Genomic DNA, 15,744 nt, shown 5'->3' with positions numbered 1-15,744 from the left:
CGATGATGCTAAATCCCGACGGCGGCCTGGCGCCGTCGGCCGCGCGTCAGGCCGCCCGCGTGCGCGCGACGAAGCGGAAACGGTCCCCGCAGAAACGGCCGACGGTCCACTCGACCACCCTGCCGCCGTCGTCGAATCCGGTGCGGTCGATCCGCAGGAGCGGCGAGCCCATCTCGACCTTGAGGAGGCGGGCCTCCTCGGGGCCCGCGAGGTACGTCTCGACGCCGTCCTCCACCTCGGTGATCCGGATGCCGAAGTCTTCGCGGAGGGTCGCGTACAGCGAACCGCGTTCCCGCAATCGCTCCTCGAATCCTTCCAGTTCGCCAGGGATGCATGCGGTTTCCAAGCCCAGCGGTTCCCCGTTGCCCAGCCGGACGCGCTGGATTCGCACGAAAGGTGCGCCCGGCGTGAGCTGCATGTGCCCGGCCTCCACGGCGTGGCTCGCGTCCACGTGGAGCTGCTCGATTTCCAGGATTTCCGACGACGGGGTGTAGCCGATTGCCTGCGCATCCTCAGTGAAAGAGGTCAGCTGCCGAACGTGCGTGATCTTTGGCCCGCCCGTGTAGGTGCCCGAGCCCTGGGTTCGGGTGAGCCTGCCTTCGGCGACGAGTTCGCCGATGGCCTTGCGGACGGTGGTGCGGGAGGTGCCGAAGTCCAGCGCGAGGGTGCGCTCGGTGGGGATGAGGGTGCCCGGTGGCAGGTCCGCGATCATCTCCAGGATGCGCATTTTGTAGACGTAGTACTTCGGCAGTTCGCTCACCGACCGATCTTAACCCTTGACGGCCAGATTGGTCTATGCCAATCTTGTGCAGGTTGGTCTACACCAATTTAGCCCTTTGTCTCCCAGACCCCGAGGACACCGATGTCTCTCCTGAATGACCTGCGCAGCACCCCGCGGCTCGGCCTCCTGATCGGCGCGACGGCTGCCGCCGTCGGCGTGATCTACGGCTACGACCTGTCCAACATCGCCGGCGCCCTGCTGTTCCTGACCAAGGAATTCCACCTCTCCACGAGCGACCAGGAAATGGTGACCACCGCCGTCGTCGTCGGCGAAGTCCTCGGCGCTCTGGTGGGCGGCTGGCTCTCCAACCGCATCGGACGCAAGGCGTCCATGGTGGCGGTCGCCGCGTCCTACGCAGCCTTCGCCCTGCTGAGCGCATTCGCTCCCGGCATCCCGGTGCTGATGGTCGCCCGCCTGTTCCTGGGCCTGACCATCGGCATCTCCGTGGTGGTCGTGCCCGTCTTCGTCGCCGAGAGCTCGCCGGCCAAGGTGCGCGGCGCCATGCTCGTCGCCTACCAGGTTGCCACCGTCATCGGCATCATCCTGGGCTACATCGCCTCCTGGGCGCTGTCCTCCACCGGCGAGTGGCGCTGGATGCTGGGCCTGGCGGCGGTCCCCGCGGTGGCCGTGCTCGCCATCCTCCTGCGGCTCCCGGACACCCCGCGCTGGTACGTCATGAAGGGCCGCTTCGAGGAAGCCCGACGCACCCTCACCACCATCGAACCGGAGTCCGACATCGACGCCGAGATCGAGGGCATGCGCGCCGCGCTCGCCGAGGAATCCGGCGGACGGAAGTCCGGAGCGGTCAAGGAGATGCTCCGACGGCCCTTCCTGCGCGCCACCGTGTTCGTGGTGGGCCTGGGCTTCTTCATTCAGATCACCGGCATCAACGCAGTGGTCTACTACAGCCCGCGCATCTTCGAAGCCATGGGTTTCAGCGGCAACGAGGCCCTGCTGCTCCTGCCCGCACTGGTACAGGCCGCCTCCCTCGTGGCCGTGTTCGTCTCCCTTGCCCTCGTCGACAAGGTGGGCCGGCGCCCGATCCTGCTCGGCGGCATCGGCATGATGGTGGTGGCCAATGCGCTGCTGATCGGCGTCTTCCTGGCCGGCCAGTCCTTCGGCGGTGCGCTCACGGTGCTCGGTTTCCTCGGCGTCCTGCTCTTCACCGTGGGCTTCACCTTCGGCTTCGGCGCCTTGGTGTGGGTCTATGCCGGCGAGAGCTTCCCGGCGCGGCTCCGCTCCCTCGGCGCGAGCACCATGCTCACCTCCGACCTGATCGCCAACGTGGTGGTGTCCGCGTTCTTCCTCACCATGCTCCAGCGCCTGGGCGGGGCCGGTACCTTCGCCGTCTTCGGTGCCCTGGCCGTGGCTGCATTCTTCTTCGTACGCCGCCTGGCCGCCGAAACCAAGGGTCGCAACCTTGAGGACATCCGGATCTTCTGGGAAAACGGCGGCAGCTGGGAATCCCGCGGGGTTCCCGCCGTTCGCGGCGGGGTTCCGGCGGCGAAGGGCTGAGTCCCAAGCACCACACCACGGAGAGCATGCCCGGGCAGCGGGCATGCTCTCCGGCCTTTAACGTCGGATTGTAGGCCGCAACCGCGACACCGCTTAGGTCCGGGCAGGCCGCACAAAGTACCCTTGGAGACTGTGAAGGTACTCGTCATTGGCCCCGGCGGCCGCGAACACGCCATTGTCCGCTCCCTGCTCGAAGATCCCAACGTGTCCGAGGTCCACGCGGCTCCGGGCAACGCCGGCATCGCCAAGCTGGTTCCCACGCACGCCATTGACGGCAACGATCCCGCCGCCGTCGCGCAGCTGGCCCGCAAGCTCGCGGTGGACCTGGTGGTCGTCGGTCCCGAGGCCCCGCTCGCCGCGGGCGTGTCCGACGCCGTGCGCGAAGCCGGCATCCCCGTGTTCGGCCCCAGCAAGGCCGCAGCCCAGCTCGAGGCGTCCAAGGCCTTCGCCAAGGAGGTCATGGCCGAAGCCGGCGTGCCCACCGCGATGGCCCGCGTCGCCACCAATGCCGAGGAAGCCGCAGACGCGCTGGACACCTTCGGCGCCCCGCACGTGGTGAAGGACGATGGCCTTGCTGCCGGTAAGGGCGTGGTGGTCACCAACGATCGTGCCGAGGCCCTGGCCCACGCCCAGGCCTGCTTCGACGCCGGCGGAACCGTGGTCATCGAGGAATTCCTGGACGGCCCCGAGGTCTCCCTCTTCGTCCTCTGCGACGGCCGCACCACCGTGCCGCTGTCCCCGGCCCAGGACTTCAAGCGCATCTTCGACAACGACGAGGGCCCCAACACCGGCGGCATGGGCGCCTATACCCCGCTCGACTGGGCGCCCGAAGGCCTGGTCCAGGAAGTCATCGACCGCGTGGCCCAGCCCACCGTGGACGAAATGGCCCGCCGCGGCACTCCCTTCGTCGGCGTGCTCTACTGCGGCCTGGCCCTCACCTCGCGCGGCACCCGCGTCATCGAATTCAACGTCCGCTTCGGCGACCCGGAAACGCAGGCCGTCCTGGCCCGCCTCAAGACGCCCCTCGGGTCCCTGATGCTGGCAGCTGCCAAGGGCGAACTGGACACCGCGGAAGAGTTGCGCTGGTCCAAGGACTCCGCTGTCGCCGTCGTCGTCGCCGCCGAAAACTACCCGGACACCCCGCGTACCGGCGACCGCATCACAGGACTGAAGAAGGCCGAAAGCCTTGAAGGCGTCCACGTCATCCACGCCGGCACTACGCTGGACGAGGAAGGCCGCGTGGTCTCCGCCGGCGGGCGCGTGCTCGCCGTGGTGGCGCTCGGCAGCGACCTGGTGGAAGCCCGCGAACGGGCGTACGACGGCGTCGAACTGGTCCAGCTCGAAGGCAGCCAGTACCGCACGGACATCGCCGGCAAGGCGGCCCGCGGCGAAATCCGGGTGTCCACCAACACCGGCATTATTCCGGCGGTGAAGCGCTGACCATGACTGAACTCAACACCGGCGGCTTCGCCGCGAAGACCCTCGACCTTCCGGGCTGGAAGCATGTGTACTCCGGAAAGGTCCGTGACCTCTACGTCCCGGCGGACGAATCCATCAGGGAACAGCTGGGCCAGGACTGCGTCCTGGTTGTTGCCAGCGACCGGATCAGCGCCTACGACCATGTCCTCTCCAGTGAAATCCCGGACAAGGGCCGCATCCTCACCCAGCTGAGCCTGTGGTGGTTCGAGCAGCTCGGCGTGGAACACCACGTGCTGGCCTCCACCGTGGCCGGAGGCGTTCCGGAAGCCGTCGAAGGCCGGGCGATGATCTGCAAGAAGCTGGATATGTTCCCGGTCGAGTGCATCGCCCGTGGCTACCTCACGGGCTCCGGCCTGGCCGAATACAAGCAGTCCCGCACCGTGTGCAGCATCCCTTTGCCGGAGGGCCTGGTGGACGGTTCACGCCTGGCCGAGGCCATCTTCACCCCGTCCGCCAAGGCCGAGGTGGGCGAGCACGACGAGAACATCACCTTCGAGGCCGTGGTGGACGCGGTCGGTCCGGACGTTGCCGACCGGCTCCGCGAACTCACGCTTGCCATCTACACCAAGGCTGAGGAGATCGCCCGCGGACGAGGCATCATCCTGGCCGACACCAAGGTGGAGTTCGGCGTGGACGCGGCCAGCGGCGTCATCACCCTGGGCGACGAGGTCCTCACCCCGGACTCCTCCCGCTTCTGGGACGCCGCGAGCTACGAACCGGGCAAGGCACAGCCGTCCTTCGACAAGCAGTACGTCCGGGACTGGCTGACCTCCGCCGAATCGGGCTGGGACCGCGCCTCCGACGCCCCGCCGCCCGCGCTGCCGGCCGACGTCGTCGAACGCACCCGCGCCCGTTACGTCGAAGCCTACGAGAAGCTCACCGGACGCACCTTCGCGTGACGCGTCCAGGCTGATACACCTGAAGCAGGGTCCCGAAGCCGTCTGGCTTCGGGACCCTGCTGGTTTTGCGTGACTGCGTGTCCTGCCGGCTTACTTCGCGCCGTTTGCCGCGTGGCTGGCCGCCTGGGCGCGGCGTTCGGCGAGACGGATTTCCAGCAGCGAATCCATGGCCTGTTGGACGCGGTCCGCGGCACCCGCGGCCGTGAAATCCGCTTGTGCTTCTTCCAGGTAGATCAGTGCTTCGGTGTTTTCGCCCGCGGCTTTGAGGGCCTTGCCGAGCAGGAAGGACACCTCGCCTGCGGTGTGCCGGGCGAGCTCGCCGCGGTCCGCGTGGATTTCGCGGAGCTTCGCGACGGCGGCCAGGATGTCGCCCGTGAGGTAGAGCCAGCGGGCGCGGATGAACGCCACTTCGAGCTGGTCGGTCTTGTTGCCGCCCACGATCGAGAGGGCGAGTTCGGCACGCTCGATGGCCGAGAGCGTCTCGGGTTCCACGATGCCCGAAGACAGCCTGACGGCCGCCGAGGCCTTGTTGAAGCGGGCCCAGAGTTCGATGTCGTTCGCGGGGGAGAGGAGCTTCGCCGCGCGCTCGTGATGCTTGATGCCCTCGGCGTAGTCGTGCCGCATGAAGGCCACGTTGCCCACCACCCAGGCCACCTCGCCCGCGAGCTGGGACATGGAGTGCTCGTCCATTTGGGCCATCATGGACTCGCAGTACTTCCAGGCCTCGTCCAGCTTGCCGCTTTCGGCCAGCGCGCCGATGAGCGCACGGTGCGCGCCGATGATGAGCGTGGAGCCCTTGGGGAGCTGCTGGCTGAGCCGGACCGCCTCGGTGGCGTGTTCGACGGCGGTGGCCAGCTGCCCTTGGCCGTGGCAGACGGCGGCGAGCATCTGGCGGGCGCGCACGCCAAGGCCCGCCGATTCGGTGGCCATGGGGTGCTCCAGCAGATGCTGGATGATCTTCTGGCACTCCTTGAGCTGGCCCTGCTTCATGACGCATTCGGCCTGCATGTAGGTCATGTTCCACCAGGCGCTGGTGTTGCGGGCTTCCAAGGCGATCTGTGCCGCTGCCGCCGCGTGGCTTGCCGCCAGCGGGTAGTCCCGGAGGTCCCAGGCCTGCCGGGCATAGAGGCCGGCGAGCACGTATTCGGCGTCGCTGACGGATACAGGCTGGCTCCAGGCTTCCAGGGCCTTGGGCGCCAGCTCGAGCCGACGGGCCAGTTCTTCGATAACCTCGGCAGTAGGTTCGCGGCGGCCCGTCTCCAGCAGGGAGATGTAACTGGGGGAGTAGAGGTCCTTGCCCAGTTCGGCCTGGGTCAGTCCCCTTTCGAGCCGTTCGGCACGGAGCTTTTCTCCGAATCCGTTGCCCACCGCGTCCTCCTAGATTTGGTGCTTTAGCGCTGCCTTAGCGGGTTGCCCTTGACAGCCTCTGTGGAAAACATTTTACAATGTGTGTCAACAGGGACCGCACTAATTTCCATAACGAATCCGACTCGCATCGAGGGAAAACCATGTTCAAGAAGATCGCTGCATCTGTCGCCTTGGCGGGCGCTCTTGCATTCACGGCAGCGGCTCCGGCCGTCATCTCTGCAGCCCCTGTAGCAGACGCCATCCATACAGTGCTCAGCATCGGCAATTGGCCCGATCCCATGCGCTCGCAGGCCATCGGTAACTGGCCTGATCCGATGCGCGCCCAGGCCATTGGCAACTGGCCTGATCCGATGCGCGCCCAGGCCATCGGCAACTGGCCCGACCCCATGTAAAAATCAAATGATTTGAGAAATCACCCCGGCGACTGGGCGTCGGGGTGATTTCTTTTTTGCCTTCTGAGGGGCAGAGTGCAAATACAAAACCGGTCAAAGGAATGTTTCCGCCGGGCTGAGAAAGCGGGTCGCGAAAAACCGGGCAGCGAATTGTTTTGCTTAAAGAAGCAGGGCCTCCCAAATGGAAGGCCCTGCTCTAAATGGTCGGGATGACAGGATTTGAACCTGCGACCTCTTCGTCCCGAACGAAGCGCGCTACCAAGCTGCGCTACATCCCGATCCGTTGCCAAAGCAACGTGTTCAAGGATAGCGGATCCCTGCCCCGGATGCGAAATCGACGGGTCGGTGCCCTCCGCCTCGCCCGGCTTGTCCCCACGGACAGCTAGACGAGCGACTCCCGCCAGGCTCCATGCAGGGCGGCGAAACGTCCGCCGCCGCTGATCAGTTCGGCGGGAGAGCCGTCTTCCACCACCTCGCCGTCGTGGATGACGAGCACCCGGTCCGCGGATTCTACCGTGGACAGGCGGTGGGCGATGATGATCGCCGTCCGTGCGGACCGCCCGTCCTGCCCGCCGCCTGCGAGCAGGCTCGACAGCCCGGCCTGCACCAGCCGCTCCGACGGGATGTCCAGGGACGAGGTGGCCTCGTCCAGGATCAGCACGGCCGGTGCCGCGAGGAACGCGCGCGCAAAGCCGATCAGCTGGCGCTGGCCTGCCGATACGCGGCCGCCGCGCTTGTTGACGTCCGTGTCGTAGCCCTCGGGCAGGGCCGCGATGAAGTCATGGGCGCCGACGGCGCGGGCGGCCGCCTCGATCTCACTCCGCGGGGCGTCGGGGCGCCCCAAGGCGATGTTGTCCGCCACTGAGCCGCTGAACAGGAACGCCTCCTGGGTGACCATGACGACGGCGCGGCGCAGCTCGCTGCCGTCGAGATCCCGCAGCTCCACGCCGTCGAGCGTCAGGGAACCTGCGGTCACATCGTAGAAGCGGGCGATCAGCTTCGCGAGCGTGGACTTGCCGGCGCCGGTCCGGCCTACGAGGGCCACCGTCTGTCCCGCAGGGATGTGCAGGTTCAGCCTGGGCACCACAAGCGTTCCGGCGCCGTAGCTGAACTCGACGTCGCGGAAAGCGATCTCGCCGCGGGCCCGGGGGAGCGGAACCGGGTTCTTCGGCGGCCGCACCGTGGGAACCTCCTCCAGCAGGCCGGACACCTTCTCCAGGGCGGCCTGGGCGCTTTGGAAGGAGTTGTAGAACATGGCCATCTGGTCCACGGGCTGGAAGAAGCGCTTCGTGGACAGGATCAGGGCCAGCAGCACGCCGACAGCGAGGTCCCCGCTGAGTACCCGGAAGCCGCCGAAGAGCAGCACCACGGCCACGCACACGTTGCCGATCAGCACCAGGCCCGGCTGGAAGATGCCGTTCAGGTTGATCGAGCGGACCGTGGCCCGCCGGTAGTCCTCGGAGAGTTCGCCGTAGCGCTGGGCGTTCTCCTTCTCCTTGCGGAAGGCCTTGACTGCCCGGATGCCGGTCATGGTCTCAACAAAGTGCACGATCAGCCGTGCCGACACCACCCGGGACTCCCGGAAGGCGATCTGCGAATGCTTCTGGTACCAGCGGGCCAGGAAGAACATGGGCACCCCGGCGGCGAGCATGATGAGGCCGCTGCGCCAGTCGAGGGCGAAGACCGTGATGGCCGTGAAGGCCATGAACAGCAGGCCGGAGGCAAGGGAACTGACGCCCGAATCCAGCAGTTCGCGCAGCGCCTCGAGGTCCGAGGTCTGCCGGGCGATGATGCGGCCCGAGGTGTATTTCTCGTGGAACTCGAGGCTGAGCCTCTGGGTGTGGCGGAATACCCGCAGGCGGAGGTCCAGGAGCATGGCCTGGCTCAGCCGCGCCGTGGAGGTGACGTAGAGCGCCGTGAGTGCTGCCGTGGCCACTGCGGCTGCGAGGTAGAGGACGCCCGCGAGGAGCAGCGGCCCGGTGCTGCCCGACTGCAGGGCGGGCAGGGCATGGTCGATACCGAAGGCGATGATGGCCGGGCCTGCCACCCTGGTGGCCTGGGACAGCACCACCATAGCCAGCGTGAGCCAGAAACGGACCCGCACGGGCTTGATCAGGGAACCCAGCAACGCGAGCGAGCGCCGCCGCACAGCCTGGCTGTCCGTGCGGCTAAGGTGGGCGTTGTCCTCGTTGGAGGTGCCGAAGGTGCTCATCGTCGTGCCTCCCCGGCATCTTCGAGTTCGTCCAGTTCGCTGTCTTCGAGGTGGCTGTCCAGGTCCTTCGGACCTTCGTCGAGGCTCGCGATGACGAAGCGGTAGTGCGGGTTGCGGGCCAGCAGTTCGGTGTGGGTCCCGACGTCGGAAATCCGCCCGTCCTCGAGCAGCGCCACCCGGTCGGCAAGGGCAACGGTGGATGGCCGGTGCGCGACGATCAGGGTGGTGGTGTCCTGCAGCACTTCGCGGAGCCGGGCTTCGACCAGTTCCTCTGTGTTGACGTCGAGGGCTGAGAGCGGATCGTCCAGCACCAGCACCTTGGGCTTCGCGGCGATCGCCCGGGCGAGGGCGATACGTTGCCGCTGTCCGCCGGACAGGCTGAGCCCTTCCTCGCCGATCAGGGTGTCCACGCCGTCGGGCAGGGAGTAGGCGAAGTGCGCCTGGGCGACGTCCAGCGCCTCCTCCAGGGCGGCGTCCGAAGGCTCGGGCGCTCCGAGCAGCACGTTCTCCCGCACGGAGCTGGAAAAGAGGGTGGTGTCTTCGAAGGCCACGGCCACCATGGTCCGCAGTTCCTCCACGCCGAAGTCCCGCACGTCCACGCCGTCGATCCGCACGGCGCCGCCCGTAGCGTCGTAGAGGCGCGGGACGAGCTGGAGCAGGGCGCTCTTGCCGCTGCCGGTCACGCCCACCAGGGCCATCGTCTCGCCCGGGCGGATGTCCAGGGTGATGTCGTGCAGCAAGGGGCCGCCGTCGTCGAACGCGAAGGAGGCGTGCTCGAAGCGCAAGCCGCCGCGCAGTTCACGAGGCGACTGCGGGGCGTCCGGGCTGGTGATGGTGTTCGCGGTGTCCATGACCTCGAAATGCCGGTCCAGGGCGGTCTTGGCGGTCAGCGCCATCGCGAGCAGCATCCCGGAGAATTCCACCGGCGCAGCCACCACGGCCGCGGTAGCGAAGAACGCCACGAGGGAGCCGATGCTCAGTTCACCGGTGGAGGCCAACAGGATGCCGGCCACCAGGCCGACGCCGAGCGCCAGTTCAGGCAGCAGGTTCACCACCAGGCTGAACTCCGCCTGCTGCTTGGCCTTGGCGATCTCGGTCTGCCGGAGCTCCTCGGCCTGGCCGTTGAAGTTTTCCAGCGCTTCGCGGCTGCGGCCGAAGGCCTTGAGCACGCGGATGCCGTGGACGGATTCCTCCACGGTGGTGGCGAGGTCGCCGGCCTGGTCCTGGCTGAGGCGTGCCACCAGGCTGAAGCGGCGCCGGAAGCGGAAGGAGAAGACCATGATCGGCAGGGCCGCGGCCAGGAAGATCAGCGCCAGTTGCCAGCTCATGGTGAACATGACGCAGACGCCGATCGCTACGGTCAGGGTGGTGACCACCAGCATGATCGCGCCGAAGGCCATCCAGCGGCGCAGGAAGTTCAGGTCGCTCATGGCCCGCGACAGCAGCTGCCCCGAGCCCCAGCGGTCGTGGAACGACACGGTGAGGTCCTGCAGGTGGCCGTACAGCGAGACCCGCATACGGGTTTCCACTGTGGTGGCCGGGTTGATGACGAACTGGCGGCGGAGCGCCACCAGTCCGGCCTCGGCAATGCCGAGCACCAGGATCACGACGGCGGAAATCCACACCGCGCTTCCCGCACCGCCGGGCTTGAGGAAGTCATTGACCAGGACCCGGAGGACCTGCGGGATGGCCAGGGCCACCACGCTGGCAAGCAGCGCGCTGAGCAGGCCCATGAAAAGCCGCGGGATGATCGGCCTGACATGGGGGTAGAGGCGCTTGATGGAGGTAAAGAACGACGTTTGCTTGGACATGCCCGCTTCTCAACAGCTGGATCTTCAGACGGCGGAGGTGGTTTCCTACAGCAACTACCCTATGCCATGCGTGATTCCCTTCACAGGAAAATGCGAGGGGTGGTGAAATGTTTTACCACTTATCGCGATCCGTCATCTCGCGATCCGTCAGCTCAAGGGACGGATCATCGGGTGAAACCCGAATGCCGTCCCCGGTATTCCGGGGACGGCATTCTTTCGGTATCGCTACGCCTACGCCTACGCCTGCGCGCTCAGCGTCAGCAGCACGGCCTCCGGGCGGCAAGCGATCCGCACCGGCGCGTAGCGCGAGGTGCCGATCCCGCCGGAGACATTGACCGGCGTCGTACGTCCGTTGCTTTCCCAGTCGTTCAGGCCGCGGGCGCGCCAGGTGGGCAGGTCGCAATTGGCGACGAGGGCACCGTAGCCGGGGATGCAGACCTGCCCGCCGTGGGTATGGCCGGCCAGGATCAGGTCCGCGTCGGCCTCGGTGAAATGGTCCAGTACGCGCTGGTACGGCGCGTGGATGACGGCCACGCGCAGGTGCGGGCGCTTGTCCTGCCCTGCGGTGCCGCGCGGCCAACCGGCATAACGTTCGCGCTTGAGGTGCGGATCGTCGACGCCGGAGAAGTCCAGGCGGACACCGTTGAGCGGAAGCGACTGGTGCCGGTTGGTCAGGTCGATCCAGCCGGACATCCCGAAGCCGGAGCGCAGCCTGGGCCAGTCCAGCTTGATGGGGTCTTTGCGGAGCCGGCTGGGGCCCTGGAAATAGCTGAGCGGGTTCTTCAAGGTGGGTGCGTAGTAGTCGTTGGACCCGGGGACGAACACGCCGGGCAGCGCCAGCAGGGGGCGAAGGGCCTCGAGCAACGGGTCGATGGCCTTGGGGTGGCTGAGGTTGTCTCCGGTGTTCACCACGAGGTCCGGCTTCAGGTCAGCCAGGGACAGGAGCCAGGCCGCCTTCTTGTTTTGGCCGGGCACAAAATGGATGTCGCTCAGGTGGAGCACCCGCATCGACGCGGAGCCGGCGGGGAGGATCGGAAGGGTTTCCTCACGCAGGGTGAACTGGTCCTTCTCCCACCATCCGTAGGCGGCGGCAGCCGCGCCCGCCGCGGCTCCGACGGCTGCAGTGACGGCAAGGCCGCGTCCGAAGTCACGAACGCGGCCTGCCAGATGTCCTTGGGCGGTCATCAATCATTTGTCCTTAGGGTCGTTTGCCCTTGTTGCCCGAGGTGGGACTTGGGCTGGAACCAGTGTCGCCGCTCTTCGTACCGCCCTTGGTTTCCTTGGTGGGAGTCGGCGCCGGGGCCACGTAGCTCAGGTTGGACGGCGGTTCCGGGAACGGGTCCGTTCCGTAGCGCGGGGCCACCTGCAGCATGTAGTTGGCGAACTGCGGGCCGGCGATCATGTACCCGTCGATGTTCGAATAGAACTTGCCGTTGATGGTGATGTTGCGGCCGTAGCGCTGCTGATCGCCGAGCGGATCGCCGAACCAGGAAGCTGTGGCCAGGCCCGTGGTGTAGCCAACCACCCAGGTGGAGCCGTTGGAGTTGTTGGTACCGGTCTTGGCGGCAACGGGGAAGGTGGTACTTGTGGAAATGCGGGGCTGGATCCAGAAGCCCGAACCCTTGTTCAGCACCTCCTGGAGGGCCTTGCTGACGCCGTGGGCAACTTCCGGGGAGATCGCGTCCCGGCAGTTGCTGGACTGCGCCGGAAGCTTGTTGCCGGATGAATCGGTGACGGATTCGATGGCGATCGGCTCGCAGTAGCGGCCGTCGTTCGAGAAAGTGGCGAAAGCACTGGCCATGGTCAGCGGTGCCGTCTGGCGGGATCCCAGGAGGTTGGCCAGCGTGGTCATCGGGATCTGCGGGTGCGGATCGGTGACCTTTCCGTCCTTGCCCCGGGCGGGCAGGCCCTCGTGGATGCCCGCGGCGTCCACGATCTTCTGGATACCGCAGAGGTCCAACTGGGAGGCTGAAGCGAAGGTTGCGGTGTTGATGGAGTTCATCAGGCCGTACAGCACGCTCATCGGGCGGTAGTAGCCCTCTTCGGCGTTCTGCAGGTCGTTGCTGCCCTCGACGTTGCTGTCATACCAGCCGGTGGTTGGCGTGGAGCAGGTGTTCCGCCACGGGAAGTCGATGGGGTACTTGCGGACCGCGGCGTTGACCGTGTCGTTCATCGACTTGCCCTCGTTGAGCCACTCCGCGAAGGTGAAGGGCTTCATGGTGGAACCGGTCTGGAAACCGCCCAGGCCGTTGAGGTCATTGCCGTTCGCATCCAGGACGTCCACGTTGAAGTTCTGTTCAGCCTGGAACTTGCCCGGTGAAGGCAGCCACACCGTGTTCTGGGCCATGGAGATGATCTTGCCGGTCTTCGGCTGCACCGAAACCAGGGAGGCACCCCACTTGTCCGGGTTGGCGCCGGCGGAAGCGTTCACCTGCTCCTGGGCCACAGCCTGGGCCTTGGGGTCCAGGGTGGTCTTGATGGTCAGGCCGCCACGCATGACCCGGTTGGTGCGCTCATCAGGAGTGGCGCCGTAGGCCGGGTTGTTCAGCAGCAGGTGCAGCACATAGTCACAGAAGTACGGCGCGGAGGTGGCGTAGGCACAACCCTGGCGGGCCGGGGTGATCTTCGTTTTGACCGGCGTGGCCACGGCCTTGTCGTAGTCGGCCTTCTTGATCTTCCCCTGGTTCAGCATGAGCTGCAGGACGAGGTCGCGGCGGGACTTGGCGTGGTCCGGATTCGTGATGGGGTCGTAGTAGGACGGGCTGTTGACCACACCGGCCAGGAGCGCCGCCTGGGGAAGGGTGAGGTTCTTGGCGGTGGTGCTGAAGAAGAACCGGGAGGCGGCTTCGATGCCGTAGGCGTCCCGGTTGAAGAAAACGATGTTGAGGTAGCCCTCGAGGATCTGCTCCTTGGAGAACTTCTTCTCCAGGGCGATCGCGAGCTTCATTTCGCGCAGTTTGTCACCGACACCCTTGTTGACGCCGTTGAGCTTGACGTCGGCATCCTTGCCCTGGGAGACGAGGGACTCGTTGATGACGTTGTTCACGTACTGCTGCGTGATGGTGGACGCGCCCTGCTTCTGGCCGCGGGCGGTGCTGACCACGGCACGCAGGATGCCGGTGGTGTCGATACCGCCGTGCTCGTAGAAGCGGCTGTCTTCCACCGCAACAATGGCGTCCTTGATGTAGGGACTCATCTGGTCCAGCGGCACCCGGGTGCGGTTCTCCTTGTAGATCGAGGCGATCTTGGAACCGTCACTGGCCAGGATGGTGGTGGACTGGCTGGGCGGGTTCACCTGGAGCTCCGCCGGCAGCGTGTCAAAGAACTGGATCGAGCCGCTGGCCGTGCTGCCCGAAAGGGCGGCCGCGGGGACCAGCAGACCTGCCACCAGGACACCGCAAACGGCACTCACGCCGAGGAATGCGATGATCTTTCCCAGAGTGGTGGCAGTATCGAATATGGGGTTCTTGCGAGTCACCATGTTTTCCACTTTACCGGCAAGGGCTACGCTTTCTCTCATGACCAAATGGGAGTACGCGACGATTCCGCTCATTATTCACGCCACGAAACAGATCCTCGACACCTGGGGCGAGGACGGCTGGGAACTTGTCCAGGTAGTCACCGGCCCCGATGGAAATGGTCTGGTCGCCTACCTTAAGAGGGAGAAGCAGTAACTATGACAAGCCCCGCAGAAACCACGTCTGGCGCGGAAACCACGGCCCCGGCATCCGCCGTCGAGCAGCGCCTCGCAGAGCTTGGCCTCGTCCTCCCGGAGGTGGCAGCACCGGTGGCCGCCTACGTCCCGGCGGTCGTCTCCGGCAACTACGTCTACACCTCCGGCCAGCTGCCCTTCGTTAATGGCAAACTCCCAGCTACGGGCAAGGTCTCCACCGGCGACGAAGGCCAGTCCGAGGAAGCCACCATTGCCCCGGAAGACGCCAAGGTTTACGCCGAAGTGTGTGCCATCAACGCCCTCGCCGCGGTCAAGAGCGTCATCGGCGACCTCGACCGCGTCACCCGGATCGTCAAAGTGGTCGGCTTCGTTGCCTCCGACCCGTCCTTCACCGGCCAGCCGGCCGTCATCAACGGTGCCTCCGAGCTCCTGGGCAAGGTCTTCGGCGACGCTGGCATCCACGCACGCTCCGCCGTCGGCGTTGCGGTCCTGCCGCTCGACTCTCCCGTTGAGGTCGAACTGATCGCCGAATTCAGCTGATCGCCGAAGCCAAGCAAGGAACCGGTCAAAGCAATTGCCTCAGCTAGCCCGACGCCTGTTCGTGTTGCCCCCTGAACTCGAGGGGGCAGCACGCAACTGGCTCCAGCTCGGCGAACGGAGTCCCCGCGCCGCGCGATACGCATCATCAGTAGTCCTCCTCCGTGACGCTCCCGGCGGCTTGGAGACCTGGATGGGCTACCGTCCGGGGACCTCCCCGCTGGGCGTGGTCGCCTTCCCGGGCGGCTCACTGGACGCGAGCGACGACGACGCCCTCGGCTGGCTGGGCCCCTCGCCCCAGCAGTGGGCCGAGACGCTCGGAACCACCGACGTCGGGCTGGCCCGCCGCCACGTGGTGGGAGCCATCCGCGAACTGTTCGAAGAAACCGGAGTCCTCCTCGCGGGGCCGGACCTGTCCACCACGGTCGAAGCGACGTCCACTCCGGAATGGATGAAGGCCCGCGAAGCCGTGGCCAACCAGGACAAGTCTTTCACCGACGTCCTGGCCAAGCGCGGTCTGTCCCTGCGCACGGACCTGCTCAAGCCGCTGGTCAACTGGCTCAGCCCGGACTTCGCGCACCGCCGCTTCAACACCCGCTATTTCGCAGCCACCGTCCCGGTCGGCCAGAGCCCGTCCCTCCTGCAAAGCAAGGGCGTCTGGGGCCGCTGGGTCCGTGCCTTCGAACTCATCGCCGAACGCGACACCACCAACCTCGGTGACGAAATCGGCCAGGAAAACACCATCGGCCTCACCCTGGGCCAACTCCTGGTTCCCGGCTCGGAAATCATGCTCGAAAAGATGGCCGCGGCACAGGGCTGCATCGCCTACCTCAGCTACAAGCGCAAGCACCACGTCTACCAGCCGCGCCTGGTCGAGGAAAACGGCGTGCTGATGCTCGAAGTCGAAGCCGCCCGCACCGTCGCAGGAGATCCGCAGCGGGAGCGGTGACCGCTCACATCCCTGTGCCCGCCTTGAGTGGCTCCGCCATGGTCACCTGAGACGCAGACAACGGCCCTCCGCCGACCCTTCTATAGCTGTCAAGCCCCGCGGGTGCTCGGGTTTGTCGCGTTGAGTGT

13 protein-coding genes and 1 tRNA gene are annotated in these 15,744 nt (G+C 66.4%); 7 read left to right on the top strand and 7 right to left on the bottom strand.

Going from position 1 to position 15,744, the window contains the following annotated elements:
* Positions 1 to 46: 46 nt before the first annotated feature.
* Entirely contained in the window at positions 47 to 760 is a 714-nt protein-coding gene (locus DWV11_RS15935) for a GntR family transcriptional regulator (protein ID WP_245953721.1), read from the bottom strand.
* 102 nt (positions 761 to 862) lie between these two features.
* Here DWV11_RS15935 and DWV11_RS15930 point away from each other — a divergent pair, with 102 nt between their 5' ends.
* The 3 genes from DWV11_RS15930 to DWV11_RS15920 all read left to right on the top strand — a co-directional run bounded on the left by DWV11_RS15930 (position 863) and on the right by DWV11_RS15920 (position 4,674).
* On the top strand, positions 863 to 2,296 hold the full coding sequence (locus DWV11_RS15930; protein WP_115789899.1) for a sugar porter family MFS transporter: 1,434 nt from the start codon (positions 863 to 865) through the stop codon (positions 2,294 to 2,296).
* Between the two features lie 132 nt (positions 2,297 to 2,428).
* Entirely contained in the window at positions 2,429 to 3,736 is a 1,308-nt protein-coding gene (gene purD, locus DWV11_RS15925) for a phosphoribosylamine--glycine ligase (protein ID WP_115789898.1), read from the top strand.
* A gap of 2 nt (positions 3,737 to 3,738) precedes the next feature.
* Positions 3,739 to 4,674: a phosphoribosylaminoimidazolesuccinocarboxamide synthase gene (locus tag DWV11_RS15920; protein WP_115789897.1), complete on the top strand. Its 936-nt coding sequence runs from the start codon at positions 3,739 to 3,741 to the stop codon at positions 4,672 to 4,674.
* Positions 4,675 to 4,764: 90 nt separating this feature from the next.
* On the opposite strand, the gene DWV11_RS15915 is transcribed toward DWV11_RS15920, so the two are convergent.
* Positions 4,765 to 6,042 (bottom strand): helix-turn-helix domain-containing protein, encoded by a 1,278-nt coding sequence (locus DWV11_RS15915; RefSeq protein ID WP_115789896.1) that lies wholly within the window; start codon positions 6,040 to 6,042, stop codon positions 4,765 to 4,767.
* A 140-nt stretch (positions 6,043 to 6,182) separates the two neighbouring features.
* On the opposite strand from DWV11_RS15915, the gene DWV11_RS15910 reads away from it, so the two are divergent.
* Positions 6,183 to 6,434 (top strand): hypothetical protein, encoded by a 252-nt coding sequence (locus DWV11_RS15910; protein ID WP_115789895.1) that lies wholly within the window; start codon positions 6,183 to 6,185, stop codon positions 6,432 to 6,434.
* Between the two features lie 201 nt (positions 6,435 to 6,635).
* On the opposite strand, the gene DWV11_RS15905 is transcribed toward DWV11_RS15910, so the two are convergent.
* The 5 genes from DWV11_RS15905 to DWV11_RS15885 all read right to left on the bottom strand — a co-directional run bounded on the left by DWV11_RS15905 (position 6,636) and on the right by DWV11_RS15885 (position 13,938).
* Positions 6,636 to 6,712 (bottom strand) — tRNA-Pro (locus DWV11_RS15905).
* A 104-nt stretch (positions 6,713 to 6,816) separates the two neighbouring features.
* Positions 6,817 to 8,646, bottom strand: coding sequence for an ABC transporter ATP-binding protein (locus tag DWV11_RS15900; protein ID WP_115789894.1), 1,830 nt, complete (start codon positions 8,644 to 8,646; stop codon positions 6,817 to 6,819).
* A complete protein-coding gene (locus DWV11_RS15895; RefSeq protein ID WP_115789893.1) occupies positions 8,643 to 10,457 on the bottom strand; it encodes an ABC transporter ATP-binding protein in 1,815 nt (604 codons plus the stop codon). Before DWV11_RS15895 ends, DWV11_RS15900 begins: the two co-directional genes overlap by 4 nt.
* Before the next feature lie 237 nt (positions 10,458 to 10,694).
* Entirely contained in the window at positions 10,695 to 11,642 is a 948-nt protein-coding gene (locus DWV11_RS15890; protein WP_115789892.1) for a metallophosphoesterase, read from the bottom strand.
* Positions 11,643 to 11,655: 13 nt separating this feature from the next.
* Positions 11,656 to 13,938: a transglycosylase domain-containing protein gene (locus DWV11_RS15885; protein WP_115789891.1), complete on the bottom strand. Its 2,283-nt coding sequence runs from the start codon at positions 13,936 to 13,938 to the stop codon at positions 11,656 to 11,658.
* Between the two features lie 37 nt (positions 13,939 to 13,975).
* On the opposite strand from DWV11_RS15885, the gene sp36 reads away from it, so the two are divergent.
* Genes sp36 through DWV11_RS15870 form a run of 3 tightly spaced genes read left to right on the top strand, consistent with a single transcriptional unit; the run spans position 13,976 to position 15,616 of the window.
* On the top strand, positions 13,976 to 14,131 hold the full coding sequence (sp36, locus tag DWV11_RS15880) for a Sp36 family protein (RefSeq protein ID WP_115789890.1): 156 nt from the start codon (positions 13,976 to 13,978) through the stop codon (positions 14,129 to 14,131).
* A 2-nt stretch (positions 14,132 to 14,133) separates the two neighbouring features.
* The gene (locus DWV11_RS15875) at positions 14,134 to 14,670 is read left to right on the top strand and encodes a RidA family protein (protein WP_115789889.1); all 537 of its coding nucleotides are present in this window, start codon (positions 14,134 to 14,136) and stop codon (positions 14,668 to 14,670) included.
* Positions 14,671 to 14,704: 34 nt separating this feature from the next.
* A complete protein-coding gene (locus DWV11_RS15870) occupies positions 14,705 to 15,616 on the top strand; it encodes an NUDIX hydrolase (RefSeq protein WP_115789888.1) in 912 nt (303 codons plus the stop codon).
* Positions 15,617 to 15,744: the final 128 nt, after the last annotated feature.

Source organism: Arthrobacter silvisoli, from assembly GCF_003369445.1.
Lineage (GTDB): Bacteria > Actinomycetota > Actinomycetes > Actinomycetales > Micrococcaceae > Arthrobacter > Arthrobacter silvisoli.
Note: the sequence above shows the minus strand (reverse complement) of the source record. Positions and strands in the feature narration are given on the sequence as shown.